Raw genomic sequence first — 26,179 nt, 5'->3', positions numbered from 1 at the left:
GTGGGTTGATCACTTTTCGGATGGTGCGAGTCGGGAACGGCGATAGCCGTACCCGAAGTAGAACACGAGCCCGACGGCCATCCAGACACCGAAGACCACCCAGGTCACGGCCGAGAGGCTGCCCATCATCCAGATGCAGAAGCCGAAGCCCAGCGCCGGCATGACCGGGGAGAGCGGCACCCGGAAGGTGCGGGGCATGTCCGGGCGGGTCCGGCGCAGGACGACGACGGCCACATTGACGAGCGCGAAGGCGAACAGGGTGCCGATGCTGGTGGCGTCGGCGAGTTGCCCGAGCGGGATCGCGGCGGCGAGAACACCGCAGAACAGCGACACGATCAGGGTGTTGGCGCGGGGGGTCTTGGTCTTCGGGTGGACCTTGGAGAAGACCTTGGGCACCAGCCCGTCGCGGGACATGGCGAAGAGGATGCGGGTCTGGCCGTAGAGCACGGTCAGGACCACGCTCGCGATGGCGATGACCGCGCAGAAGGCCAGCAGCGTGCCCCAGAAGGTCTGCCCGGTGACCTCGCGCATGATCTGGGCGAGGGCGGCCTCGGAGTCGGTGAAGTTCTTCCAGGGCTTGGCGCCGACCGCGACGGCGGCGACGAGGACGTACAGCGCCGTGACGATGACCAGCGACAGCATGATCGCGCGGGGCAGGTCGCGCTGGGCGTTCTTCGCCTCCTCGCCGGCGGTGGAGGCGGCGTCGAAGCCGATGTAGGAGAAGAACAGCGTGGCCCCGGCGGCGCTGACGCCCGCCATGCCGAGCGGCATGAAGTTCTCGTAGTTGCCGGAGCGGAAGCCCTGGACGCCGATGGCGCAGAACATCACCAGCGCGGCGATCTTCACGATGACCATGACGGTGTTGGCGCGGGCGGACTCCTTGGCGCCGCCCAGCAGGAACGCCATCGCGAGCAGGACGACGATCAGCGCGGGCAGGTTGAACACACCGCCGTCGCCGGGCGGCGCGGACAGGGCGGCCGGGATGGTAACGCCTATGGTCCCGTCGAGCAGTTCGTTGAGGTACTCGCCCCAGCCGACCGCGACGGCGGCGACGGACACGCCGTACTCCAGGACCAGGCACCAGCCGCAGACCCAGGCGATCAGCTCGCCCATCGTTGCGTACGCATACGAGTACGAGGATCCGGCGACCGGGATGGTGCCGGCGAGCTCGGCGTACGACAGGGCCGAGAACAGGGCGGTGAGGCCGGCGATGACGAAGGACAGCGTGACGGCCGGGCCCGCCTTGGGCACGGCCTCGCCCAGGACGACGAAGATGCCGGTGCCGAGGGTGGCACCGATGCTGATCATGGTGAGCTGCCACAGGCCGAGGGAGCGCCGCAGCGACCCTCCCTCACCCTGGCCACCCTCGGCGACCAGGCTTTCCACCGGCTTGCGACGCATGAGGCGCGCACCGACGCCCCGGGCGGGCGGGGCGGTCTGACTACTGCTGTGCGGGGGTGCGCCTTGGTCGAGCACGCGCTGGCTCCTTCATCGCTGCCGGTCAGGGCGGCAGGGGCCGGCGGCACCTCTGGAGCAGAGACCCACCGAGCGGGGTCCCTGCCACGCCACGTACGAGGCGACAGCCTACGAGGATCGGCGTTGCTGGTGAAATGCAGCAACCTTGCGCACCCTCGCAAGATCGTTGCGTTCCTGGGGGCTCGGTGGATGTTCGTTGCGGGACGGCTTTCGACCGTTGCGCGACGAGCCGTCAGAGGGCCCTGACGCGCAATGTGCGGGGGTCGGCCCGGTCATGCCCACGCCTACGAGAACGGCCCCCGGATCTCCCGCAGGGCGGGACACCGGGGGCCGTACGAAGGGGCGTTGGCGGGTCAGCTCCAGCTGGCGTGCAGGGGCTTGCCCTCGGCGTAGCCGGCGGCGCTCTGGATGCCGACGATGGCCTTCTCGGCGAACTCCTCAAGGGAGCCGGCACCGGCGTAGGTGCAGGAGGAGCGGACGCCCGCGATGACCGAGTCGATCAGGTCCTCGACGCCCGGGCGGTCCGGGTCGAGGAACATGCGGGAGGTGGAGATGCCCTCCTCGAAGAGCGCCTTGCGGGCGCGGTCGTAGGCCGACTCCTCCGAGGTGCGGTTGCGCACGGCACGCGCGGACGCCATGCCGAAGGACTCCTTGTACGCCCGCCCCTGCGCGTCGTGCTGGAGGTCGCCCGGGGACTCGTAGGTGCCCGCGAACCAGGAGCCGACCATCACGTTGGACGCGCCGGCCGCGAGCGCCATCGCCACGTCGCGCGGGTGGCGGACGCCGCCGTCGGCCCACACGTGCTTGCCGTACTTCCTCGCCTCGGCGGCGCACTCCAGGACGGCGGAGAACTGCGGCCGGCCGACGCCGGTCATCATGCGGGTGGTGCACATGGCGCCGGGTCCGACACCGACCTTGACGATGTCCGCGCCGGCCTCGATCAGGTCGCGCACGCCCGCGGCGGCCACGACGTTGCCGGCGGCGATCGGGACCCGCGGGTCGAGGTCGCGGACCAGCTTCAGGGCGCTGATCATCGACTCCTGGTGGCCGTGCGCGGTGTCGATGACGAGCGCGTCGACGCCCGCGTCCAGCAGCTGCTGGGCCTTGCCCGCGACATCGCCGTTGATGCCGACGGCGGCGGCGATGCGCAGCCGCCCGTGCGCGTCGGTGGCCGGCTTGTAGAGCGTGGCGCGCAGGGCGCCCTTGCGGGTGAGGATGCCGGCGAGCGTGCCGTCCTTGTTCACCGCGGGGGCGTAGCGGCGGTTGGCGTGGTCGAGGGTGTTGAACGCCTGGCCCGGGTCCATGTCCGCGTCGATGAGCAGCAGGTCCCGGGACATGACCTCGGTGAGCTGCGTGAAGCGGTCCACGCCGGACAGGTCGGAGTCGGTGACCACGCCGACCGGCTTGTGGTTCTCGTCGACGACGACCCCGGCGTTGTGCGCGCGCTTGGGCAGCAGCGCCAGCGCGTCCGCGACGGTCTGGTGCGGGGCCAGGATGATCGGGGTGTCCAGGACCAGATGACGGCTCTTGACCCAGGAGACGACGTCGGTGACCACGTCGATCGGAATGTCCTGCGGTATGACGACGAGGCCGCCGCGGCGGGCCACGGTCTCGGCCATGCGGCGGCCGGCGATGGCGGTCATGTTGGCGACGACGAGCGGGATGGTGGTGCCCGTGCCGTCCGGGGAACTGAGGTCGACGCCCTGCCGGGAGCCGACCGCGGAGCGGCTCGGCACCATGAAGACGTCGTCGTACGTCAGGTCGTACCCGGGCTGGATGTCATTGAGGAAACGCACGTGCTGCACATCCCAGTCGTTCAGAGGTGACCCCCGAACCGGACGGTCCGGGGGAAAGAGCACGTACTTCATTCTCCCACGACGACCGCCCGGGCGTCCCTGAGCAGATCATCCAGGCTGGTCAGGGGGCCTCTCGGAGGATGCTCCAAGCCCGAGCGTGACGAAGAGGCCCGGGCCCCGGTCGGTCGCCTCGGCGAAGATCTCCTCGGCGACCTGCCACTCCTCCGGCCGCGTCTCGGCGTACGTCCGCCAGCCCCGTACGACGACCAGCAGCCCCCGCTCCTCGGACCCCTCGGGCCAGAGGGCGGGGTCGGCCAGGCAGTCGGCGAGGGCGTCCCAGTTGCGGCCGAACCAGTCGGGCAGGGCCAGGTCACGGGCGCAGCGGTCCATGAGGCCCGCCTTGTCCGTGACCCCGTCGAGGTCCAGGACGACCACGATCCGGCCCGCCGGGTCGTCCGGCATCTGCTGCGGCTCCCTCGCCATCCGTCAGGCTCCGTCCGGGTCGGACCTGTTGAGCGCGGACTTCGGCGCCGGGCCCGCCGTCATCAGATAGTCCGCCGCCGACGTGTCCGTGACCAGGCTGGTGACCAGCCCGGACCGCAGCACCGCGTCGATCGCGGGCCCCTTGCGCTGCCCGCCCGCGATGGCGACGACCTCGGGGACGCGGCGGAGCTGGTGCGTCTTGACGGTGATGCACCGCTCGCCCAGGTCCCGGCCGACCCGGCGGCCCTCGGCGTCGAAGAGGTGCGCGGACATCTCGGCGGCGACACCGAGGGAGGCGTAGTGCGCGCGCTCCTCGTCACTGAGCATGTCGTGCACCGTGGAGATGCCCGGCTCCCAGGAGCCGATCGAGACACAGGCGACGGTGACCTTGTCGAAGTGCTCGAAGGCCCGGGCGATACCCGTCTGGTTGCGCAGGGCCGTGGCCGTGGCCGCGTCGGGCAGCAGCATCGGCGCGTAGATGGGGTGGGCGTCACCCCCGGACACCTGGGCGGCGCGGCGTACGGCCTCGACCGAGCCGCGCTCGGCGGTCCCGGCGTCGTACACGCCCGTCAGCTGCACCACCGTGCACGGCGGCAGCCGGTCGAGCGCCGCCGCCATGTGGATCGTGGAACGGCCCCAGGCCAGTCCCAGCACATCACCTTCGTTGACCAGTTCGCCGAGCAGGTCGGCGGCCACTTCTCCCAGGTTCTCGGGGTCGGGTGTCTCCTCGGCCTCGGCCGGGGACTCGACCACGACAGCGTGCCTGAGGCCGTAGCGGGCGCGGAGCGCGTCCGAGCGCTCCGCGTCCAGCTCGGCCGGCACACGGATCTCGATACGCACGAGATCCCGTTCGAGGGCGGTCTCCAGGACCCGGGCCACCTTGAAGCGGCTGACGCCGAACTCCTCGGCGATCTGGATCTTGGACTTGCCCTCGAGGTAGAAGCGGCGGGCCATGGCCGCCGCCTGCACCAGCTCAGCGGGTCCCATCCGCATGGCTGACCGGCCCGCCGACATACCCGACACGGCGATCTCCTCACTGCTGTTCACACTCTGGATTCGCCGTTCATCCTTGCAGATCCGGCGCACTTGATCAGCCCTGATCGAAGCCGTTCACCTTGCTGTGGCTCAGTGGTCGCAGGCCCAGGATGCCTTGGCCGTCGCCGCCTCCGCCTGCGTGCGTAGTGCACGTACCGCCTGGGCCGGGTCTTTTGCCCCGTAGACCGCCGATCCGGCCACGAAGACATCGGCTCCGGCGTCGGCGCAGCGCTCGATGGTGGACGCCGAAACTCCGCCGTCGACCTGGAGCCAGAGCTCCAGTCCATGCTTGCTGATCAACTCGCGGGTGCGGCGAATCTTCGGAAGCATGATGTCGAGAAAGGCCTGTCCCCCGAAGCCCGGTTCCACCGTCATGATCAGCAGCATGTCGAGCTCGGGGAGCAGGTCCTCGTACGGCTCGATGGGGGTCGCGGGCTTCAGCGCCATGGAGGCGCGGGCGCCCTTGGCCCTGATCTCCCGGGCCAGCCGGACCGGAGCGGCGGCCGCCTCGACATGGAAGGTGACGGAACCGGCCCCCGCTTCCACGTACTGGGGCGCCCACCGATCGGGGGCCTCGATCATCAGATGGCAGTCCAGCGGAGTGTCCGTCGCACGGGCGAGCGACTCTACGACCGGCACCCCGAGCGTGAGGTTCGGGACGAAATGGTTGTCCATGACGTCGACGTGGAGCCAGTCGGCTCCCTCCACCGCCTTGGCCTCGTCCGAGAGGCGAGCGAAGTCGGCGGACAGGATGCTGGGGTTGATCTGCGCGGCCATGGCCCAAGCCTATGCGCTGCGCTGGGCTTGGGCGGTGGGGGTCTCGAAAGGGCGGCTGATCCGTTCGGCTGCGGGTGGTATGGGGTCGCTCGCGCAGTTCCCCGCGCCCCTTACGGGGCGCATTCGCCGAGGGAGACTCCATGACCGGTAAGCAGGGCATCGGGCATCTCGTCTGCGGGCGGCGGGCCAAGTGGCTGGTGCTGGTGTTGTGGCTGGTCGTGCTGTTCGTCGCCGCGCCCTTCGCCATGAAGCTCACCGACGCCCAGGACAACGACGCGGCGTCCTGGCTGCCGGGGTCGGCGGAGTCGACGCAGGTGCTGGAGATCTCCGAGGACTTCCGGCCGGAGCAGATCCCGGCGGTCGTGATCTACGCTCGGGACGGCGGGCTGACGGCCCAGGACCGGGCGCAGATCGCCGAGGACGTGCGGCAGCTCAAGGAGCTGCGGGACCACGGCATCCGGGGCGCTGAGACCCGCGGGCCGGTCTACGACCGGCAGGTCGACCCCCGGGCCGCGCAGGTTCTCGTGCCGATCACGATGGACGAGCAGGGCTGGGAGCGGATCTCGCCCGCCGTCGACTCCATCCGGGAGGACGTCGGCGAGGGCGGCGGCGGTATGGCCGTGCACATCACCGGCCCGGGCGGCACGTCCGCGGACTTCGCCGAGGCCTTCGAGGGCATCGACTCGACGCTGCTGTTCTCGGCGATGGTCGTCGTCATCGTCATGCTGCTCATCACCTACCGCAGCCTGACCCTGCTGATCGTCCCGCTGGTGGCGGTGGTCTGCGCGCTGTTCACCTCCCAGGCGCTGATCTATCTGCTGGCCGAGCACGCGGGCCTGACGGTCAACGGCCAGAGCGCCGGCATCCTCACCGTGCTCGTCTTCGGCGCGGGGACGGACTATGCCCTGTTGCTGGTCGCCCGCTACCGGGAGGAGTTGCGCCGGCACGAGGACCGGCACGAGGCGATGGCCCTGGCGCTGCACCGGGCCGGCCCCGCGGTGCTCGCCTCCGGCGCGACGGTCGTCCTGAGCATGCTGGTGCTGCTGGCCGCCGAGATGAACTCCACGAGCGGCCTGGGCCCGGTCGCCGCGATCGGTGTCGCCGTCGCCCTGCTGGCGATGATGAGCCTGTTCCCGGCCCTGCTGGTGATCTGCGGCCGGTGGATCTTCTGGCCGGCGATCCCGCACTACGGCAGCTCCGACCCGACCGAGCGCGGCATCTGGGCGCGCACGGGCCGCCGGATCGCCGGCCGCCCGCGGATCACCTGGGCCGCGACGGCTGCGGCCCTGGCGATCTGCTCACTGGGCCTGATCCAGCTGCGCGCGGAGGGCATCAGCAACGCGGACGCGTTCACCGGGAAACCGGACTCGATCACCGGCCAGGAGGTGTCGGCGCGCTACTTCCCGGCGGGCAGCGGCGATCCCCTGGTCATCGTGAGCAACCGGGCGCAGGCCGAGCAGGTGGGCCGCACGGTCGCGGAGACGCAAGGCGTGGTCCCGACGTCGCTGGGCCTGCCGCCGGGCACGAAACCGATCTACGAGGGCAAGGTCCTCTTCGAGGCGACCATGACCGCCCCGGCGGACAGCGAGGCCGCCAAGCAGACGGTGGAGCGGGTCCGGGACGCCGTGCACGCGGTGCCGGGCGCCGACGCCCAGGTGGGCGGCGGTACGGCGGCCCTGCTCGACATGGACGAGGCGACCACGCACGACAACATACTGATCATCCCGCTGGTGCTGCTGGTCGTCCTGCTGATCCTCTGTGTCCTGCTGCGTGCCCTGATCGCCCCGCTGTTGCTGATCGGCACGGTGATCCTGTCGTTCGCGGCGGCCCTGGGCATCAGTGCGCTCGCGTTCCGCCACATCTTCGACTACGCGGGCGAGGCGACCGACTTCCCCTTGTTCGTCTTCGTCTTCCTGGTCGCCCTGGGCATCGACTACAACATCTTCCTCACCACCCGTATCCGCGAGGAGGCGGCCCGCCAGGGCACCAGACAGGGCGTGGTCACGGGCCTCGCCGCGACCGGCGCGGTCATCACCTCCGCGGGCCTGGTGCTGGCCGGCACGTTCGCCGCCCTCGGCACCCTCCCGATGGTCGCCTTCGCCGAGATCGGCTTCGCGGTCGCCCTCGGCGTCCTCATCGACACGTTCATCGTGCGCTCGGTCCTGGTGACGTCCCTGTTCCTGGACATGGGACCGAAGGTGTGGTGGCCGCACCGGCTGTCCCGGGAGGACGGCGGTGCGGGGCACCAGGAGAGCGACCGGGCGGGGGTCAGCCGGTCCGACGAATGAGGGCCAGGTACATGGCGTCGGTCCCGTGCAGATGCGGCCAGAGCTGGACGTCGGGGCCGTCGCCCAGGTCCGGTACGCCGGGCAGCAGCGGCCGCGCGTCGACGAGGTCGGTGTCCGGGATCTGCTTGAGCACGTCGCTGACGACGGCCCGGGTCTCGGCGAGATGCGGCGAGCACGTCGCGTAGCCCACGACTCCGCCGACCCGCACCGACTCCAGGGCGGTGCGCAGCAGCCCGCGCTGCAGCGGAGCGAACCCCTCCAGGTCGTCGGGCCGGCGCCGCCAGCGTGCCTCGGGGCGACGCCGCAGGGCGCCGAGGCCGGTGCACGGCACATCGACCAGGACCCGGTCGAAGCTGCCGGGCCGCCATGCCGGGCGGGTCCCGTCCGCGGTGATCACCTGATACGGCCCGGGGTTGCCGGCCAGCGCTTTAGCGACGAGCCCGGCCCGGTGCGGCTGCTTCTCGGAGGCGAGCAGCGTCGCGCCCCGCTCGGCGGCGAGGGCGCCGAGCAGCGCGGCCTTGCCGCCGGGGCCCGCGCACCCGTCCAGCCACCGCCGGTCGGGCCCGTCCAACGGCGCGCCCGCGAGGGCGAGCGCGACGAGCTGGCTGCCCTCGTCCTGCACGCCCGCGCGCCCCTCCCGGACGGCCTCGATGGCACCCGGCTCGCCGCCCTCGGTCAGCCGTACGGCATACGGCGACCAGCGCCCGGGCACGGCGGCGTCCTCGTCGAGCAGTTCCTCGGCGGTGGCCCGCCCGGGCCGCGCCACCAAGGTCACCTCGGGCCGCTCGTTGTCGGCGCGCAGCAGCTCCTCTATGCCGGCGCGCCCGCCGCCGAGGGAGTCCCACAGCGCGGACACGACCCACCGCGGATGCGAGTGGACGACGGCGAGGTGGTCCTCGGGATCCTCGTCGTAGGGCGGCGCGACCCGCTCGAGCCAGCCGTCCAGATCGGCCTGCGCGATCTTCCGCAGCACCGCGTTGACGAACTTGGCCCGCCCGTCGCCGAGCACGACCCGCGCGAGTTCGACGGTGGCGGACACGGCCGCGTGGGTCGGGATCCGCGTCCCGAGCAACTGGTGCGCGCCGAGGCTCAGCACGTCCAGCACCGGCGGGTCGACGTCCCCGAGCGGCCGGTCGACGCAGTCCGCGATGACCGCGTCGTACGTCCCCTGCCACCGCAGCGTCCCGTAGACCAGCTCGGTGGCGAGGGCCGCGTCCCGTGCGTCGAACTTCTCGGGTCCCTCGTTCTCCCGCGCTTTGCGCAGCAACGGCGGCAGGACGAGGTTGGCGTAGGCGTCCCGCTCGTCCACGGCCCTCAGCGCCTCGAAGGCGAGGATGCGGACGGGGTCCTTCTTGGGCCGGCGGTAGGGCTTGCCGGACGGGCGGGGCCGACGGGGCTGTTCGCTCACGAAAAAGGTGCTCCGGGTGTGAGAAGAAGTGCGCCGCCCAGCCTACGCCGCCGGAGCAGGGGCATCAGCCCCCGAGCCGCTCCCCCTCGCTGATCCGCACGCCGCGCGCCCAGTCCGCCGCCCTCATCGGCTTCTTGCCCTGCGCCTGCACCCACAGCAGCTCGACACCGTACGAACCGGTGCCGACGTACACGTTGTTCTTCCCCGCGGCGATCTGCCCCGGGCCGAGGTCCGTCCGGTCGGGCACGGGGGCGACCTGGATGAGCTTGAGCCGCTCACCGCGGAACGTGGTCCAGGCGCCGGGGGCCGGGGTGCAGCCCCGCACCATCCGGTCGACGCGCAGCGCGGGAGCGGCCCAGTCGAGGTGCGCGTCCTCGACGTTGACCTTCGGGGCGTGGCTGATGCCGTCGGCGGGCTGCGGTACGGCCTTGAGCGTGCCGTCCTCGATCCCGTCCATGGTCGCCGCGAGCAGCCCGGCACCGGCGAAGGCGAGCCGCGTCAGCAGGTCCCCGCTGGTGTCGGTGGCCCGGATCTCCTCGGTCACCGTCCCGTACACCGGCCCCGAGTCGAGCCCTTCCTCAATCAGGAAGGTCGACGCCCCGGTGATCTCGTCCCCGGCCATGATGGAGTGCTGCACGGGCGCGGCCCCTCGCCAGGCGGGCAGCAGGGAGAAGTGCAGATTGACCCAGCCGTGGGCGGGCACGTCGAGGGCGACACGCGGCAGCAGCGCCCCGTACGCGACGACGGGGCAGCAGTCCGGCGCGATCTCCCGCAGCCGCGCGAGGAACTCGGGGTCCTTCGGCTTCGCGGGCTTCAGCACCTCGATCCCGGCCTCCTCCGCGCGCTCGGCGACGGGCGACGCGACCAGCCTGCGCCCGCGCCCGGCCGGCGCGTCGGGCCGCGTGACGACAGCGGCCACCTCGTGCCGCCCGGAGGCGAGAAGAGCGTCCAGAGCGGGAACGGCGACCTCGGGAGTACCGGCGAAGACGAGCTTCATGGGGTGATGGGGGCCTCTCGGGCGAGGATGAACGACGGGCAGCACACCAGTCTATGAGCCACCGACGGAAAGCCGCCGACGGCGCCGGGCCCCCACGGGAGAGCTCAGCCTCTTGATCGACTGTTACGGGCGGTGCGCGGGTGGGAGACCCCGCCAAAGGCCGAAGGCCAAGGCGCACGCCCCGCGCAAACAGGCGCACGCATATGCCCCTACGCCCCCACACCGTGACCCGCGGAGCGAATCCGCGTTGGTCAAGACAGAGTTGACCACAACGGGCCGTGATCACGGCCCATTCCTTTCAACGCCGGTTCGAGAGGCTTGTTCATGGCCGACCACGCAACCCACGACGCCCAGGCTCGGGCCAGCCTGCACTTGCTGGTGCGGGACATCGAGCGGGTCCGCCGGCAGGTGGACGCACTGCGCACACTCACCGCCCAGCTGGGCAACGTCTACCGCCCGCGCCGCTCCGGCCCCTCCACGGGCTTCGTCGTCTACGGACGCGCCCCCGCCCCGACGGTACGTCTCGCCCAGGAGCTGCGGGACAGTGTCGAGACCCTGGTCACCGCGGCCGTGGACTTCGACCGCTCACTCGGCTTCTCGTGGGACGCGGTGGGCTCCGCGCTCGGAGTCACCAAACAGGCGGTGCACCGCCGCTACGGCGCACGCCGTGCCGCGACCACTGCCCCGTCGGCCGCGGCCGAGCCGGAGCGCGCACCGGAGCCGACGGGCAGTCGCACGGTCGGCATGCCCACCGGCCTGCCCACGGTCCCGACGGTCCCCGCGGCGCGCTCCATGCCCACGCAGCCGACGGCGGGCAGCCCCGCTCTCCGCGACGAGGTACGGCCGACGGCGTTCCCCGGCCCGCGCAACGGCTGAACCGCCTTCTCTGCCCTGCCCTCCCGGACGCCTCCGGGAGGGCAGTCGCACATCCGGGTGACGCCCGGCCGGCCCTCCTCCGACCCCTCACCCGATGTCAGCCGATGTCAGCCGGATCGATCCGCACCCAGACGCCTGCCCCGCTCCCACTCCCCCGGGCCATCCGCGCGGCCTGCGCGGACTTGAGCGCGGCGGCCAGCGCGGCCCCCTTCCCGGGCGGCACCCGCAGCAACGCGCGCTCCCACTGCTCCCCGGGCGGCGGCGCCCCCGCCCGCCGCGGTCGCCCGGCGGCGGTGACGGGCAGCGGCACCGGCCCCAGCACCTCGGCCTCCGGCGGCAGTTCGGCCGTACGGAGAAACTCGGCCACCGCCTCCGGCAGCCCCGACACGGCCGCCATCCGCGACACCGGCGGAAATCCCAGCTCGGCCCGCTCGGAGAGTTCCCGCACCGCGTGACCGACGGGGTCCCACCGTACGAGCGCCTGGACGGGTCGCAGCGTCGGCTCGGCGACGACCACCACCGTGCCACCGGCCGACTGCGGCCGGACGAGTGCCCCGGCCGCGATCCACCGCCGCAACGCGTCCTCCCCGGCCCTGAGGTCGGGCCGCCCGAGCATCGCCCAGCCGTCGAGCAGCAGCGCTGCCGCGTACCCGCCCTCGGCGACCGGTTCGGCACCCGGTGTGCTCACCACCAGCGCGGGCGCTCCCGGCACCGTGTCGAGCACGTGTTCACGCCCCGAGGTCCGCACCGGAACCGCGGGGAAGGCGCGCCCGAGTTCCTCGGCGGTCCGCCGCGCGCCCACCACCGAGGCGCGCAGCCGGAAGGCGCCGCACTCCGGGCAGTGCCAGCCGCTCTCCTCCTGGCCGCACCAGCCGCAGCACAGGGCACCGCCGTCCCGCGTCTCCATCGGCCCGGAGCAGTGCCGGCAGCGCGCGGGCGCCCGGCAGTTGGCGCACGCCATGCGCGGCACATATCCCCGCCGGGGCACCTGCACCAGCACCGGGCCGTGCTTCAAGCCCTCCCTGACGGCCTGCCAGGCGAGGGTGGGCAGCCGGGCGGCCCGGGCGGCCTCGTCCCGGGCGAGGTCCCCGTCCCCCACGGTCCGTACGAGCGGAGCGGCCCCCCGCACCTGCTCCCGTCCGGCGACCAGCGGCCGGGCCCACCCGCTCTCGACGAGCTGTGCGGCCTCCACCGTGCAGCCCCAGCCGCCCAGCAGGAAGGCGCACTTGTCCTGGGCCGCCCGCAGCAGGAGCACCTCCCGTGCGTGGGGCTGCGGGGCGTGCTGCTCGCTGTGGCTGTCGTCGCCGTCGTCCCAGAGGGCCACGAGCCCGAGGTCCTGGACCGGGGCGAACATCGCGGCCCGCGTCCCGATCACGGCCCGGACGGAACCGCGCCGCACCGCGAGCCACTGCGCGTACCGCTTCTCGGGCCCCGCGTCGGCGGTGAGCACGGCATGCCGCCCCTCCCCGAGCAGGGCGGTCAGGGCGGCGTCGGCCCTTGCGACGGCCCGGCCGTCGGGCAGGACGACGAGCGCCCCGCGCCCGGAGGCCAGTGTCGCCGCGACGGCCCGTGCCAGCTCCTCGCTCCACTGCGGCCCCGGCAGCGCGTTCCACACGGCCCTTGGCGCGCCCCCTGACGCCAGGGACTCCACGAAGGCCGCTCCCCGCTCGTACCGCTGCCAGGAGCCCGGCTCGGGGGCCGGGGGCGGCGGCAGGGGGGCGGGAGAGGCGCGCTGCTCGGCGCGCGCGTTGCGCGGGGGTACGGCGAGTTGCAGGACGTCGGCGAGGCTGCCCGCGTACCGGTCGGCGACCGCGCGGGCGAGCCCCAGCAGTTCCTCGCTCAGCACCGGCTCGGGCGACACGACCTGGGCGAGGGCGGCCAGCGGCCCGGAGTACTCGGACTCGGCCAGTCGCTCGACGAGGAACCCGTCGATCAGCCCGCCGCCCTCGCGCCGTCCGTCCCGCACCCGGTGCCGCCCGGCCCCGAACCGCACCCGCACCCGCACGCCCGGCTGGGCCTCGGCGTCCAGCTCCTCGGGCACCGCGTAGTCGAAGTACCGGTCGAGATGGAGCACGCCCTTGTCGACGAGGACACGCGCGACGGGAAGCTCCTTGGCGAGCGCGGCTCCCCGCCAGGTCCGCGGCTTGGCCCGGGGCGTCTTGGCCTTCCGCACGCTCTCCCGGATGAGCGCGAGCTGCTCGGGCGGCGCACCCTCGACGCCGCCGTCCGCCTGTTCGTTCTCGCTGCTCACGCTTGCATTCTTACCAAACACCACTGACAACCGACGGCGCCGGAAGGGCCCCCGGGGTAGCGACGAGGCCCGGCCCCCCGAAGGGTGCCGGGCCTCGCTCGGTGCCGTGAAGGCGTCGGACCTACAGGCCCGCCGCCTTGCGCAGCGCGTCCACGCGGTCCGCCTGCTCCCAGGTGAACTCGGGAAGCTCGCGGCCGAAGTGGCCGTACGCCGCGGTCTGGGCGTAGATCGGGCGGAGCAGGTCGAGGTCGCGGATGATGGCGGCCGGACGGAGGTCGAAGACCTCGTCGATCGCCTTCTCGATCCTGTCCGTGTCGATCTTGGCCGTGCCGAAGGTCTCGACGAACAGGCCCACCGGCTCGGCCTTGCCGATCGCGTACGCCACCTGGACCTCGCAGCGGGTCGCGAGGCCCGCGGCGACGACGTTCTTGGCGACCCAGCGCATCGCGTACGCGGCGGAGCGGTCGACCTTGGACGGGTCCTTGCCGGAGAAGGCACCGCCGCCGTGGCGGGCCATGCCGCCGTAGGTGTCGATGATGATCTTGCGGCCGGTCAGGCCGGCGTCGCCCATCGGGCCGCCGATCTCGAAGCGGCCGGTGGGGTTGACCAGGAGACGGTAGTTCTCCGTGTCGATCTTGATGCCCTCGTCGAGCAGCGCCTTCAGCTCCGGCTCGACCACGAACTCCTTGATGTCCGGAGCCAGCAGCGAGTCCAGGTCGATGTCCGAGGCGTGCTGGGAGGAGACCACGACGGTGTCCAGACGGACCGCCTTGTCACCGTCGTACTCGATGGTGACCTGGGTCTTTCCGTCCGGGCGCAGGTAGGGGATGGTGCCGTTCTTGCGCACCTCGGACAGGCGCTTCGAGAGGCGGTGCGCCAGGAAGATCGGCAGCGGCATGAGCGTCGGCGTCTCGTCCGTCGCGTAGCCGAACATCAGGCCCTGGTCACCGGCGCCCTGCTTGTCGAGCTCGTCCTCGTCGCCCTCGACACGGGACTCGTACGCCGTGTCGACACCCTGGGCGATGTCCGGGGACTGCGCGCCGATGGACACCGAGACGCCGCAGGAGGCGCCGTCGAAGCCCTTCTTCGAGGAGTCGTAGCCGATTTCGAGGATCTTGTTCCGGACCAGCGTCGCGATGTCCGCGTACGTCTTGGTCGTGACCTCGCCGGCCACGTGTACCAGGCCGGTCGTGATCAGCGTCTCGACGGCGACCCGAGAGGTCGGGTCCTCGCGGAGCAACGCGTCGAGGATGGTGTCGCTGATCTGGTCAGCGATCTTGTCAGGGTGACCCTCGGTCACGGACTCCGAGGTGAACAGGCGACGGGACACAACGCTCCCTGGGGTTGCAGCGGCTGCTGTCTGATCATTGGCGAACGGCGGGGGCTGCACCTCACGCCGTCCGTGGAACAGTTTACGGGTCACGCTTCGGCCACGGCCCCCCTGTCTCGCCACTCGGGAGTGCTGTGACCTGCGGCACGGGCATTCTGCCCAATGTCGGTCGAGGTTGGCCAGAGGCGCCACGCCCCGATCGGCCGGGGTTCACACAGGCGCAGGGTGACTGAAACATCAGCCGAGGCGCCCGGCCACCAGGTCCCACACGGTTTCGGCCAGGGCTTCCTTGGGCCCGTGGGGCACCGGGGTCTCGCTGCCGTCGGCGCCGAGCACGACGGCCTCGTTCTCCTCGGAGCCGAAGGTCTTGCGCTCCCCGACCTCGTTCACCACCAGCAGATCGCAGCCCTTGCGCTTCAGTTTGGCGCGGCCGTTGGCGAGCACGTCGTCCGTCTCCGCGGCGAAGCCGACGATCACCTGTCCGGGGCGGATCCGGCCGGTGGAGATCTCCGCGAGGATGTCCGGATTCCGCGCCAGGGCGATCGGCTCCGGCTCCTGGTCGTCCTTCTTCTTGATCTTCCCGGCCGCGTAGGTGACCGGCCGGAAGTCCGCCACCGCCGCCGCCATGACCACGGCGTCGGCGTCGGCTGCGGCTCTGAGCACCTCCTCGCGCAGGTGCGCGGCGGTGCCGACGGGGACGACGTCCACCCCGGCCGGGTCCGGCAGGGTGCTGTTGGCCGCGATCAGGGTGACACGGGCGCCGCGGGCGGCCGCGGTGCGGGCGAGGGCGTAGCCCTGTTTGCCGGAGGAGCGGTTGCCCAGGAACCGCACCGGGTCCAGGGGCTCGCGGGTGCCGCCCGCGCTGACCACGACATGCCGTCCCGTGAGGTCCGGCTCGCCCACGCCCCGGGCCAGGACCCGGCGGCACACCTCGAAGATCTCACCCGGGTCGGGCAGCCGGCCCTTGCCGGTGTCGACGCCGGTGAGACGGCCCACGGCCGGCTCGATGACGACGGCACCGCGGCGGCGCAGCGTCGCCACGTTCTCCTGGGTGGCCGGGTGCTCCCACATCTCCGTGTGCATGGCGGGCGCGAAGACGACCGGACATCGGGCGGTGAGCAGGGTGTTGGTCAGCAGGTCGTCGGCGAGGCCGTGGGCGGCCTTGGCGAGCATGTCGGCGGTGGCCGGGGCGACGACGACCAGGTCGGCGTGCTGTCCGATGCGGACGTGCGGGACCTCGTGGACGTCGTCCCACACCTCGGTGGAGACCGGGTGCCCGGAGAGCGCGGACCAGGTGGCGGCGCCGACGAAGTGCAGCGCGGAGGCGGTGGGCACCACGCGCACGTCATGGCCCGACTCCGTCAGCCGCCGCAGCAGCTCACAGGCCTTGTACGCGGCGATGCCGCCGCTGACCCCCAGAACGACCTTCGGCTTGTCCACGCTTCTCCCCGGACCTCGGCAACCGGCACACCGTACGACTCCATGACACACCACAGGCCCGGCAGTCGACCTGCCGGGCCTGTGGAAAAGTCAGCGTCAAGCTGGAAATACTACTTACTGCGCCGGGCCCTCGATGGCCTCGGACGTGAGCAGCCCCGCGTTGATCTCGCGGAGGGCGATCGAGAGCGGCTTCTCGTGGACGTGGGTGTCGACGAGGGGACCGACGTACTCGAGGAGGCCCTCGCCGAGCTGCGAGTAGTACGCGTTGATCTGGCGGGCCCGCTTGGCCGCGTAGATCACGAGGCTGTACTTCGAGTCCGTGGCCTCGAGAAGCTCGTCGATCGGCGGGTTGATGATGCCCTCGGGCGCGGAGATGGAAGAGGACACGCTCTACCTTCCGATGGATGGGAAAGAATGGTCGGGGTGATCAGCGAGGATCGAGTCGATCAGCGATGGTCACACCACGTCCATCAAGGCTAGCAGCTCGCGAGCCACGTCCTCGACGGAGGTGTTGACCAGGGTGGTGTCGAACTCCGGCTCCGCGGCGAGTTCGATCTTCGCCGCCTCCAGCCGCCGCTCGATCACCTCGGGCGGTTCGGTGCCCCGCCCGGTGAGCCTGCGCACCAGCTCCTCCCAGGAGGGCGGAGCCAGGAACACCAGCTGGGCCTCGGGCATCGACTCCCGGACCAGACGGGCGCCCTGCAGGTCGATCTCGAGGAGGACCGGCTCACCGGCCTCCAGGCGCTCCTGCACGGCCGCACGCGGCGTGCCGTAGCGGTTGCCGGCGAACTCGGCCCACTCGAGCAGTTCGCCGTTGGCGATCAGCTTGTCCATCTCGTCGTCGGTGACGAAGAAGTAGTGGACACCGTGCTTCTCGCCGGGGCGGGGCTTGCGGGTCGTCGCCGACACCGAGAGCCAGACCTCGGGGTGTTCCTTGCGCATATGGGCGACGACCGTGCTCTTGCCGACCCCTGAGGGGCCGGAGAGCACGGTCAGCCGCGGACGTACGTCCGGGGGTACGGGGGTCGTCCCCCGGGGTGTTGCAGCCATGCAGCGATTATCCAGCAATCCCGGAGTGCCCGGGACTCGCTCCCCCGGAGTGCCCGGTTCAGGAACCGGTGCTGCCGAACTCGCGCTCCAGGGAGGCGATCTGGTTGGACCCGAGGCCGCGCACACGACGGCTCTCGGAGATACCGAGTCGCTCCATGATCTGCTTGGCGCGGACCTTGCCCACGCCCGGCAGGGACTCAAGGAGAGCGGAGACCTTCATCTTGCCGATGACGTCGTTCTCCTGGCCCTGCTTGATGACCTCGTGAAGGGAGGCGCCGGAGTGCTTGAGTCGATTCTTGACCTCGGCCCGCTCCCGGCGAGCCGCGGCGGCCTTTTCGAGCGCGGCTGCGCGCTGTTCAGGGGTAAGGGGCGGAAGAGCCACGCCTACGTCACCTCGGATGTCGAACTGTCGGATACGGACCGGTGAGGAACCTAGTCGCCCCACACCTGGGGAGCCACGAGCAACACGCTTGCCCGTTGACTCTCGTCGGAGACTAGCGGGCAAGTCCGCCAGAGTCAGCGAGAACAGCGGAAAAGTCCTGGTCAGCCTTCATCTGAACAGACATTTAGGACATACTGCCCCGGATTTGAGGATGTATTCAGACTCAAGCCCTCCCCCGGCCACTCGTCGGAGGACTCACAAGAAGGTCAGGAAGTCGTCAGGAGGAGGTCACAGCGTGACGGATCTCCTGAGCGAAGCGTTCCGCGGCGTCACGCAGCGCGACCGCGTCGGGACCGTGGCGTAGCACTCCCCGGCTGACGTTCGGCACGACATTGCCCACCGCCGCGCCGAAGACCCCCGGAAGATCGGCCGGCGTGGCCCCCTGGGCGCCGATGCCGGGCGCGAGGAGCGGGCCGTTGATGTCCAGGTCGTACGACGACAGGTCACCGAGGGTGGCCCCGACGACCGCGCCGAAGGACCCCAGTGGCTCCTCCCCCGCGTTCTCGGCGGACAGGTGGGCGAGCATCGTCGCTCCGATGTTCCGGCCGTCGGACCGTACGGCGTGCTGGACCTCGCCGCCCTCCGGGTTGGAGGTCAGCGCCAGCACGAACAGCCCGGCGCCGCTCTCCCGGGCCAGGGCGACGGCCGGGCTGAGCGAGCCGTAGCCGAGGTAGGGCGAGACCGTCAGTGCGTCGGAGAACAGCGGCGCGTCCTTGTGCAGGAACGACTCGGCGTACGCGGCCATGGTCGAGCCGATGTCGCCGCGCTTGGCGTCCATGACGACCAGGGCGCCCGCCGCCCGCGCCTCGGCCACCGATGTCTCCAGGACGGCCAGTCCGCGCGAGCCGAACCGCTCGAAGAACGCGCTCTGCGGCTTGAGCACCGCGACCCGGTCGGCCAGCGCCTCGACGACCGTGCGGCTGAACCGCTCCAGGCCGGCCACGTCGTCGTTCAGGCCCCACTCGGCGAGCAGGGAGGCGTGCGGGTCGATGCCGACGCAGAGCGGGCCGCGCTCGTCCATGGCCCGGCGCAGGCGCGCGCCGAAGGGTTCGAAAGAACTCATGCCGTCTTCCTCACATCGGCGCCCACCGCGTCGGCGAGCGTGGTGTACGGGCTGGTGGCCAGGCGGGCGGCGAGCCCCTTGTGGAGGGCGCGGGCGTAGAACGGCCCCTCATAGATGAAGGCGCTGTAGCCCTGGACCAGCGTGGCACCGGCCAGGATGCGCTGCCAGGCGTCCTCGGCGTTCTCGACGCCGCCCACGCCCACCAGGGTGATCCGGTCGCCCACGCGCGCGTAGAGGCGGCGCAGGACCTCCAGGGAGCGTTCCTTGAGGGGTGCCCCGGACAGGCCGCCGGTCTCCTTGACCAGGGCGGGGCCGGACGTCAGGCCGAGTCCGTCGCGCGCGATGGTGGTGTTGGTGGCGATGATGCCGTCCAGGCCCAGTTCCACGGCGAGGTCGGCGACCGCGTCGATGTCCTCGTCGGCGAGGTCCGGCGCGATCTTGACCAGGAGCGGGACACGCCGCGCGGACACCGCGCCGTCGGCGGCCTCGCGGACGGCGCTGAGCAGGGGGCGCAGCGCCTCGGTGGCCTGCAGATTGCGCAGACCGGGCGTGTTCGGGGAGGAGACGTTGACGACCAGGTAGTCGGCGTAGGGCGCCAGCCGCTCGGCGGACTTCACGTAGTCCGCGACGGCCTCCTCCTCGGGTACGACCTTGGTCTTGCCGATGTTGACGCCGACGACCGTCTTGAAGACCGGCGTACGGGAGGCCAGGCGGGCGGCGACGCGGAGCGAGCCGTCGTTGTTGAAGCCCATGCGGTTGATCAGCGCCCGGTCCTCGACCAGCCGGAACAGCCGCTGCTTGGGGTTGCCGGGCTGCGGCTCGCCGGTCACCGTGCCGATCTCGACATGGTCGAAGCCGAGCATCGCCATGCCGTCGATGCCCACGGCGTTCTTGTCGAAGCCCGCCGCGAGCCCGAAGGGGCCGTGCATGCGCAGCCCGAAGGCCTCGGTGCGCAGCTCCTTGTGGCGGGGCGCGAGGGCGGCCGCAAGGAAGGTGCGCAGCACGGGCACGCGGGCGGCCAGGCGGATCCAGCGGAAGGCGAGGTGGTGCGCCTGCTCCGGGTCCAGCCGCTTGAAGAACAGACTGAAGAAGATCTTGTACATGATGTCCTCACGAAGACGTGGCGTCCTCACGAAGAGGGGGACACCGTTTCCGGTGTCCCCCTCGGGGCTGCTAGTCGCGGGCCGCGGTCAGATGTTCCGCGTGTTCCTGGAGCGACCGGACGCTCACGTCGCCGCGGTTGAGGGCGTCGATGCCCTGGACCGCCGCCGCGAGCGCCTGGACCGTCGTCAGGCAGGGCACGGACCGTGCCACGGCCGCCGTACGGATGTCGTAGCCGTCGAGGCGGCCACCCGTGCCGTACGGGGTGTTGACGATGAGGTCGACCTCGCCGTCGTGGATGAGCTGGACGATGGTCTTCTCGCCGTTCGGGCCGGTGCCCTCGGACTGCTTGCGCACGATGGTGGCGTTGATGCCGTTGCGCTTGAGGACCTCGGCCGTGCCGGACGTGGCCATCAGCTCGAAGCCGTGGGCGACCAGCTCACGCGCCGGGAAGATCATCGAGCGCTTGTCGCGGTTGGCGACGGAGATGAAGGCGCGGCCCTTGGTGGGCAGCGGGCCGTACGCGCCCGCCTGCGACTTGGCGTACGCCGTGCCGAAGACGGAGTCGATGCCCATGACCTCGCCGGTGGAGCGCATCTCCGGGCCGAGGACGGTGTCGACGCCGCGGCCGTGGATGTCGCGGAAGCGCGACCACGGCATGACGGCCTCCTTGACGGAGATCGGCGCGTCGAGCGGGAGCTCGCCGCCGTCGCCGGTGGCCGGGAGCAGGCCCTCGGCGCGCAGCTCGGCGATGGTCGCGCCCAGCGAGATCCGGGCGGCGGCCTTGGCCAGCGGCACCGCCGTCGCCTTCGAGGTGAAGGGGACGGTCCGGGAGGCGCGCGGGTTGGCCTCCAGGACGTAGAGGATGTCGCCCGCGAGCGCGAACTGGATGTTGATCAGGCCGCGGACGCCTACGCCCTTGGCGATGCCCTCCGTGGAGGCGCGCAGGCGCTTGACGTCGAAGCCGCCGAGCGTGATCGGGGGCAGGGCGCACGCCGAGTCGCCGGAGTGGATGCCGGCCTCCTCGATGTGCTCCATGACGCCGCCGAGGTAGAGCTCCTGGCCGTCGTAGAGGGCGTCGACGTCGATCTCGATCGCGTCGTCGAGGAACCGGTCGACCAGGACCGGCCGGGACGGGCTGATCTCCGTCGACTCGGAGATGTACGCCTCCAGGCGCGTCTCGTCGTAGACGATCTCCATGCCGCGCCCGCCGAGGACGTACGACGGGCGGACCAGGACCGGGTAGCCGATCTCGTCGGCGATGGCCTTGGCCTCGGCGAAGGTGGTGGCGGTGCCGTGCTTGGGGGCCGGGAGGCCGGCCTCCTGGAGGACCCGTCCGAAGGCGCCCCGGTCCTCGGCGGCGTGGATGGCCTCCGGGGAGGTGCCGACGATCGGCACGCCGTTGTCCTTGAGCGCCTGCGACAGGCCCAGCGGGGTCTGGCCGCCGAGCTGGACGACGACGCCCGCGACGGGTCCGGCCTGCTGCTCGGCGTGGACGATCTCCAGCACGTCTTCCAGCGTCAGCGGCTCGAAGTACAGGCGGTCGGAGGTGTCGTAGTCCGTGGAGACCGTCTCCGGGTTGCAGTTGACCATCACGGTCTCGTAGCCCGCGTCGCTCAGGGCGAAGGAGGCGTGGACGCAGGAGTAGTCGAACTCGATGCCCTGGCCGATGCGGTTCGGGCCGGAGCCCAGGATGATGACGGCCGGCTTCTCGCGGGGCGCGACCTCGCTCTCCTCGTCGTAGGAGGAGTAGAAGTACGGCGTCTTGGCGGCGAACTCGGCGGCGCAGGTGTCGACCGTCTTGTAGACCGGGCGGATGCCCAGCGCGTGCCGGACCTCGCGGACGACGTCCTCGCGCAGGCCGCGGATCTCGCCGATCTGGGTGTCGGAGAAGCCGTGCCGCTTGGCCTCGGCGATGAGGTCGGCGGTCAGTTCGGGCGCCTCGGCCAGCTCGTCGGCGATCTCCTTGATCAGGAAGAGCTGGTCGACGAACCACGGGTCGATCTTCGTGTACTCGAAGATCTCCTCGGGGGTGGCGCCCGCGCGGATGGCCTGCATGACGGTGTTGATGCGGCCGTCGGTGGGCCGGACGGACTCGCGGAGCAGCTCGGCCTTGTCGCCGGGCTCGCCGACGAAGGTGAACTGGCTGCCCTTCTTCTCCAGCGAGCGCAGGGCCTTCTGGAAGGCCTCGGTGAAGTTGCGGCCGATGGCCATGGCCTCGCCGACCGACTTCATGGTGGTGGTGAGGGTGGAGTCGGCCTGCGGGAACTTCTCGAAGGCGAAGCGCGGGGCCTTCACGACCACGTAGTCGAGCGTCGGCTCGAAGGAGGCCGGGGTCTCCTGCGTGATGTCGTTCGGGATCTCGTCGAGCGTGTAGCCGACGGCGAGCTTGGCGGCGATCTTGGCGATCGGGAAGCCGGTCGCCTTGGAGGCGAGCGCCGAGGAACGCGACACGCGCGGGTTCATCTCGATGACGATCACGCGACCGTCCTCGGGGTTGACCGCGAACTGGATGTTGCAGCCGCCGGTGTCGACGCCGACCTCGCGGATGACGGCGATGCCGATGTCCCGCAGGGTCTGGTACTCGCGGTCGGTGAGGGTCATCGCCGGGGCGACCGTGATCGAGTCGCCGGTGTGGACGCCCATGGGGTCGAAGTTCTCGATGGAGCAGACGACCACGACGTTGTCGTGCTTGTCGCGCATCAGCTCCAGCTCGTACTCCTTCCAGCCGAGGATGGACTCCTCCAGGAGCACCTCGGTGGTCGGCGAGAGGGTGAGGCCCTGCCCGGCGATGCGGCGCAGCTCCTCCTCGTCGTGGGCGAAGCCGGAGCCGGCGCCGCCCATGGTGAAGGAGGGGCGGACGACGACCGGGTAGCCGCCGAGCGTGTCGACGCCCGCGAGGACGTCGTCCATGGAGTGGCAGATGACCGAGCGGGCGGACTCGCCGTGCCCGATCTTGCCGCGGACGGCCTCGACGACCTCCTTGAAGAGGTCGCGGTCCTCGCCCTTGTTGATCGCCTCGACGTTGGCGCCGATCAGCTCGACGCCGTACTTGGCGAGGGTGCCGGCCTCGTCCAGCGAGATCGCCGTGTTGAGGGCCGTCTGGCCGCCCAGGGTGGGCAGCAGGGCGTCCGGGCGCTCCTTGGCGATGATCTTCTCGACGAACTCGGGGGTGATCGGCTCGACGTACGTGGCGTCGGCGATCTCCGGGTCGGTCATGATCGTCGCCGGGTTGGAGTTCACCAGGATGACCCGGAGGCCTTCGGCCTTCAGGACGCGGCACGCCTGGGTGCCGGAGTAGTCGAACTCGGCGGCCTGGCCGATGACGATCGGGCCGGAGCCGATGACCAGGACGGACTGGATATCGGTGCGCTTAGGCACGCTGGCCCTCCATCAGGGATACGAAGCGGTCGAACAGGTAGGCGGCGTCGTGCGGGCCGGCTGCCGCTTCGGGGTGGTACTGGACGCTGAAGGCGGGGCGGTCGAGAAGCCGCAGCCCCTCCACCACGTTGTCGTTCAGGCAGACGTGCGACACCTCGGCGCGGCCGAACGGGGTCTCGGAGACCCGGTCGAGCGGTGCGTCGACGGCGAAGCCGTGGTTGTGCGCGGTGACCTCGACCTTGCCGGTCGTACGGTCCTGCACGGGCTGGTTGATGCCGCGGTGGCCGTACTTCAGCTTGAAGGTGCCGAAGCCGAGGGCGCGGCCCAGGATCTGGTTGCCGAAGCAGATGCCGAAGAGCGGGGTGCCGCGCTCCAGGACGCCCCGCATGACGGAGACGGGGTGGTCGGCGGTGGCCGGGTCGCCGGGGCCGTTGGAGAAGAACACGCCGTCCGGGTCGACCGCGTAGACGTCCTCGACGGTCGCGGTGGCGGGGAGCACGTGCACCTCTATGCCGCGCTCGGCCATGCGGTGCGGGGTCATGCCCTTGATGCCGAGGTCGACGGCGGCGACGGTGAACTTCTTCTCACCGATCGCGGGCACGACGTACGGCTCGGTGGTGGCGACCTCGGCGGAGAGGTTCGCGCCCTTCATCTGGGGGGCTTCCTGGACGCGGGCCAGCAGCGCGCCGTCCTCCCGCACCGCCTCGCCGCTGAAGATGCCGACGCGCATGGCGCCGCGCTCGCGCAGATGGCGGGTGAGGGCGCGGGTGTCGATGCCGGAGATGCCGACGACGCCCTGCTTCGCCAGCTCCTCGTCCAGCGAGCGCCGGGAGCGCCAGTTGGACGGCACGCGCGCGGGGTCGCGCACGACGTATCCGGAGACCCAGATCTTCTTGGACTCGGGGTCCTCGTCGTTCACACCGGTGTTGCCCACGTGCGGGGCGGTCATCACCACGACCTGGCGGTGGTACGAGGGGTCGGTGAGGGTCTCCTGGTAGCCGGTCATGCCGGTGGAGAACACCGCTTCGCCGAAGGTCTCCCCCACGGCCCCGTAGGCACGGCCGCGGAAGATACGGCCATCCTCCAGGACGAGTACGGCGGGAGTTTTCACGGCTCCCCTGGTGGAGGTGGTCATCGTTCGACGCCTTCCCTGGTGTTCGTTTCGATCATGGTGTTGATGGCTTCGACCCACTCGTTGTGCTCGGCCGCGTGGTCGGAGCGGAACCCGGAGTCGATCAGCCGGTCGCCGTGCTCCCAGGTCACGATCAGCAGGCCGCCCTCGGTGAGGACCTTGCCTGCGATGCCCTTGTCGAGCCGGGCCTCACGCAGCTGTGCGGCCGGGACGAAGAAGTCGCTCGCCCCGGGGCGTACGACGTCGAGGCCGGCGTCCGTGAGGGTGAGCTCGACGCGGCTGCGGGTGCCCAGGCCCCGGGCCACGATGCGGTCGAGCCACTGACCGGCCGTGGTGGAGCCGTGGTAGCGGCCGCTCAGGGCCAGCTTCTCGGCCCCCGGGTCGTCCGGGGCGACGGGCAGCTCGGGCAGGTCGCCCTGGAGGGTGCCGCGCCACTTCCAGCCCTCGCGCATCAGCCAGTAGACGAGCGCGACGAACAGGGCGAGGCCGACGACCCAGCCGATGCGGGCGGCCCAGTCGGTCACTTGCGCCGATTCCTTCTCGGCGGCCAGCAGGAGTACAGGTGTCACGTGAGCTTCCCGTCGACGAGCGTGGCCTTGCCCCGCAGCCACGTGTGCGTCACACGGCCCGGCAGCTCACGCCCCTCGTAGGGGGTGTTGCGGCTGCGCGAGGCGAAGCCCGCGGGTTCCACGAGCCCACGGTATGCCGTGTCGACCAGGGTGAGGTTGGCGGGCTCACCTGCCGAGACGGGACGTCCATGGCCCGTGGCCTGTCCGATCTGCGCGGGCTTGACGGACATCCGGTCGGCGACGCCGGCCCAGTCCAGCAGACCCGTGTCGACCATGGTCTCCTGCACCACTGACAGCGCGGTCTCCAGGCCGACCATGCCCATGGCGGCCGCGGCCCACTCGCAGTCCTTGTCCTCGTGCGGGTGCGGGGCGTGGTCGGTGGCGACGATGTCGATGGTGCCGTCGGCGAGCGCCTCGCGCAGGGCCAGCACGTCGCGCTCGGTGCGCAGCGGCGGGTTGACCTTGTAGACCGGGTTGTAGGTGCGCACCAGCTCATCCGTGAGGAGGAGGTGGTGCGGGGTGACCTCGGCGGTGACGGCGATGCCGCGGGACTTGGCCCAGCGGACGATCTCGACGGAGCCGGCGGTCGACAGGTGGCAGATGTGGACGCGGGAGCCGACGTGGTCGGCGAGCAGGACATCCCGGGCGATGATCGATTCTTCGGCCACCGCGGGCCAGCCCCCGAGCCCCAGCTCGGCGGAGACGATGCCCTCGTTCATCTCGGCGCCCTCGGTCAGCCGCGGCTCCTGCGCGTGCTGCGCGACGACACCGCCGAAGGCCTTCACGTACTCCAGGGCGCGGCGCATGATCACGGCGTCGTGGACGCACTTGCCGTCGTCGGAGAAGACGGTGACACCGGCGGCCGACTCGTGCATGGCGCCCAGCTCGGCGAGCTTCCTGCCCTCCAGGCCGACGGTGACGGCACCGATCGGCTGGACGTCGCAGTAGCCGTGCTCCTTGCCGAGCCGCCAGACCTGCTCGACGACACCGGCGGTGTCGGCGACCGGGAAGGTGTTGGCCATGGCGAACACGGTGGTGTAGCCGCCGCTCGCCGCCGCCCGCGTGCCGGTCAGGACGGTCTCGGAGTCCTCACGGCCGGGCTCGCGCAGATGGGTGTGCAGATCGACCAGGCCCGGCAGCAGCACCTTGCCCTCGGCCTCGACGACCTCGGCACCCTCGGCGCTCAGACCGGCACCCACCTGGGCGATGGTCCCGCCGTCGATCAGCACGTCCTGCGGCTCGCCGCCCAGCACCTTCGCACCACGGATAAGGATCTTGCTCATG

Annotated in this window: 21 protein-coding genes; 2 read left to right on the top strand and 19 right to left on the bottom strand. The window is 71.4% G+C overall.

Annotated features, from left to right (window positions below):
- Positions 1-9: 9 nt before the first annotated feature.
- The 5 genes from NNW99_RS32170 to rpe all read right to left on the bottom strand — a co-directional run bounded on the left by NNW99_RS32170 (position 10) and on the right by rpe (position 5,567).
- Positions 10-1,476 carry an amino acid permease gene (locus tag NNW99_RS32170; protein ID WP_215122658.1) on the bottom strand — a complete coding sequence of 489 codons (1,467 nt, stop codon included), beginning with the start codon at positions 1,474-1,476 and terminating at the stop codon, positions 10-12.
- Between the two features lie 353 nt (positions 1,477-1,829).
- Positions 1,830-3,272, bottom strand: coding sequence for a GuaB1 family IMP dehydrogenase-related protein (locus tag NNW99_RS32165; RefSeq protein ID WP_215122657.1), 1,443 nt, complete (start codon positions 3,270-3,272; stop codon positions 1,830-1,832).
- A 108-nt stretch (positions 3,273-3,380) separates the two neighbouring features.
- Complete coding sequence (locus tag NNW99_RS32160; RefSeq protein ID WP_184597157.1) at positions 3,381-3,734, bottom strand: barstar family protein; 354 nt, start codon at positions 3,732-3,734, stop codon at positions 3,381-3,383.
- Positions 3,735-3,758: 24 nt separating this feature from the next.
- Entirely contained in the window at positions 3,759-4,802 is a 1,044-nt protein-coding gene (locus NNW99_RS32155) for a sugar-binding transcriptional regulator (RefSeq protein WP_215122656.1), read from the bottom strand.
- Positions 4,803-4,880: 78 nt separating this feature from the next.
- Positions 4,881-5,567 carry a ribulose-phosphate 3-epimerase gene (gene rpe / locus NNW99_RS32150; RefSeq protein WP_215122655.1) on the bottom strand — a complete coding sequence of 229 codons (687 nt, stop codon included), beginning with the start codon at positions 5,565-5,567 and terminating at the stop codon, positions 4,881-4,883.
- Positions 5,568-5,707: 140 nt separating this feature from the next.
- Between rpe and NNW99_RS32145 the strand changes: the two genes are divergently transcribed.
- On the top strand, positions 5,708-7,855 hold the full coding sequence (locus NNW99_RS32145) for an MMPL family transporter (protein WP_215122654.1): 2,148 nt from the start codon (positions 5,708-5,710) through the stop codon (positions 7,853-7,855).
- Here the strand turns inward: NNW99_RS32145 and NNW99_RS32140 are convergent.
- Both NNW99_RS32140 and fmt read right to left on the bottom strand, forming a co-directional pair.
- Positions 7,836-9,263: an RsmB/NOP family class I SAM-dependent RNA methyltransferase gene (locus NNW99_RS32140; protein WP_215122653.1), complete on the bottom strand. Its 1,428-nt coding sequence runs from the start codon at positions 9,261-9,263 to the stop codon at positions 7,836-7,838. The two genes, NNW99_RS32145 and NNW99_RS32140, sit on opposite strands and share 20 nt — an antisense overlap.
- Before the next feature lie 64 nt (positions 9,264-9,327).
- Complete coding sequence (gene fmt, locus NNW99_RS32135; RefSeq protein ID WP_215122652.1) at positions 9,328-10,260, bottom strand: methionyl-tRNA formyltransferase; 933 nt, start codon at positions 10,258-10,260, stop codon at positions 9,328-9,330.
- Positions 10,261-10,584: 324 nt separating this feature from the next.
- Here fmt and NNW99_RS32130 point away from each other — a divergent pair, with 324 nt between their 5' ends.
- Positions 10,585-11,136 carry a hypothetical protein gene (locus tag NNW99_RS32130; protein WP_215122651.1) on the top strand — a complete coding sequence of 184 codons (552 nt, stop codon included), beginning with the start codon at positions 10,585-10,587 and terminating at the stop codon, positions 11,134-11,136.
- A 97-nt stretch (positions 11,137-11,233) separates the two neighbouring features.
- Here the strand turns inward: NNW99_RS32130 and NNW99_RS32125 are convergent, their stop codons facing one another.
- The 12 genes from NNW99_RS32125 to NNW99_RS32070 all read right to left on the bottom strand — a co-directional run bounded on the left by NNW99_RS32125 (position 11,234) and on the right by NNW99_RS32070 (position 26,178).
- A complete protein-coding gene (locus NNW99_RS32125; RefSeq protein WP_215122650.1) occupies positions 11,234-13,387 on the bottom strand; it encodes a primosomal protein N' in 2,154 nt (717 codons plus the stop codon).
- A gap of 121 nt (positions 13,388-13,508) precedes the next feature.
- Positions 13,509-14,717: a methionine adenosyltransferase gene (metK, locus tag NNW99_RS32120; protein ID WP_215122649.1), complete on the bottom strand. Its 1,209-nt coding sequence runs from the start codon at positions 14,715-14,717 to the stop codon at positions 13,509-13,511.
- 237 nt (positions 14,718-14,954) lie between these two features.
- A complete protein-coding gene (gene coaBC / locus NNW99_RS32115; protein WP_215122648.1) occupies positions 14,955-16,157 on the bottom strand; it encodes a bifunctional phosphopantothenoylcysteine decarboxylase/phosphopantothenate--cysteine ligase CoaBC in 1,203 nt (400 codons plus the stop codon).
- Positions 16,158-16,271: 114 nt separating this feature from the next.
- Entirely contained in the window at positions 16,272-16,544 is a 273-nt protein-coding gene (gene rpoZ, locus NNW99_RS32110; RefSeq protein ID WP_003977348.1) for a DNA-directed RNA polymerase subunit omega, read from the bottom strand.
- 69 nt (positions 16,545-16,613) lie between these two features.
- Positions 16,614-17,207, bottom strand: coding sequence for a guanylate kinase (gmk, locus tag NNW99_RS32105; RefSeq protein WP_184597168.1), 594 nt, complete (start codon positions 17,205-17,207; stop codon positions 16,614-16,616).
- Positions 17,208-17,265: 58 nt separating this feature from the next.
- Positions 17,266-17,589 (bottom strand): integration host factor, encoded by a 324-nt coding sequence (locus NNW99_RS32100; RefSeq protein ID WP_003977346.1) that lies wholly within the window; start codon positions 17,587-17,589, stop codon positions 17,266-17,268.
- 277 nt (positions 17,590-17,866) lie between these two features.
- On the bottom strand, positions 17,867-18,712 hold the full coding sequence (pyrF, locus tag NNW99_RS32095) for an orotidine-5'-phosphate decarboxylase (protein WP_215122647.1): 846 nt from the start codon (positions 18,710-18,712) through the stop codon (positions 17,867-17,869).
- Positions 18,709-19,815 carry a quinone-dependent dihydroorotate dehydrogenase gene (locus tag NNW99_RS32090; RefSeq protein WP_215122646.1) on the bottom strand — a complete coding sequence of 369 codons (1,107 nt, stop codon included), beginning with the start codon at positions 19,813-19,815 and terminating at the stop codon, positions 18,709-18,711. The genes pyrF and NNW99_RS32090 overlap by 4 nt, the downstream gene beginning before the upstream one ends.
- Before the next feature lie 70 nt (positions 19,816-19,885).
- Positions 19,886-23,194, bottom strand: a complete 3,309-nt coding sequence (gene carB, locus NNW99_RS32085; RefSeq protein ID WP_215122645.1) for a carbamoyl-phosphate synthase large subunit — start codon at positions 23,192-23,194, stop codon at positions 19,886-19,888.
- A complete protein-coding gene (gene carA, locus NNW99_RS32080; protein WP_215122644.1) occupies positions 23,187-24,329 on the bottom strand; it encodes a glutamine-hydrolyzing carbamoyl-phosphate synthase small subunit in 1,143 nt (380 codons plus the stop codon). The genes carB and carA overlap by 8 nt, the downstream gene beginning before the upstream one ends.
- Positions 24,326-24,895 (bottom strand): hypothetical protein, encoded by a 570-nt coding sequence (locus NNW99_RS32075; protein ID WP_215122643.1) that lies wholly within the window; start codon positions 24,893-24,895, stop codon positions 24,326-24,328. Before NNW99_RS32075 ends, carA begins: the two co-directional genes overlap by 4 nt.
- On the bottom strand, positions 24,892-26,178 hold the full coding sequence (locus NNW99_RS32070; RefSeq protein ID WP_215122642.1) for a dihydroorotase: 1,287 nt from the start codon (positions 26,176-26,178) through the stop codon (positions 24,892-24,894). Before NNW99_RS32070 ends, NNW99_RS32075 begins: the two co-directional genes overlap by 4 nt.
- Between the last annotated feature and the right edge of the window lies 1 nt (position 26,179).

This window comes from Streptomyces sp. CRCS-T-1, assembly GCF_024442335.1.
Lineage (GTDB): Bacteria > Actinomycetota > Actinomycetes > Streptomycetales > Streptomycetaceae > Streptomyces > Streptomyces koelreuteriae.
This window is presented reverse-complemented; position numbering and strand designations above follow the sequence as displayed.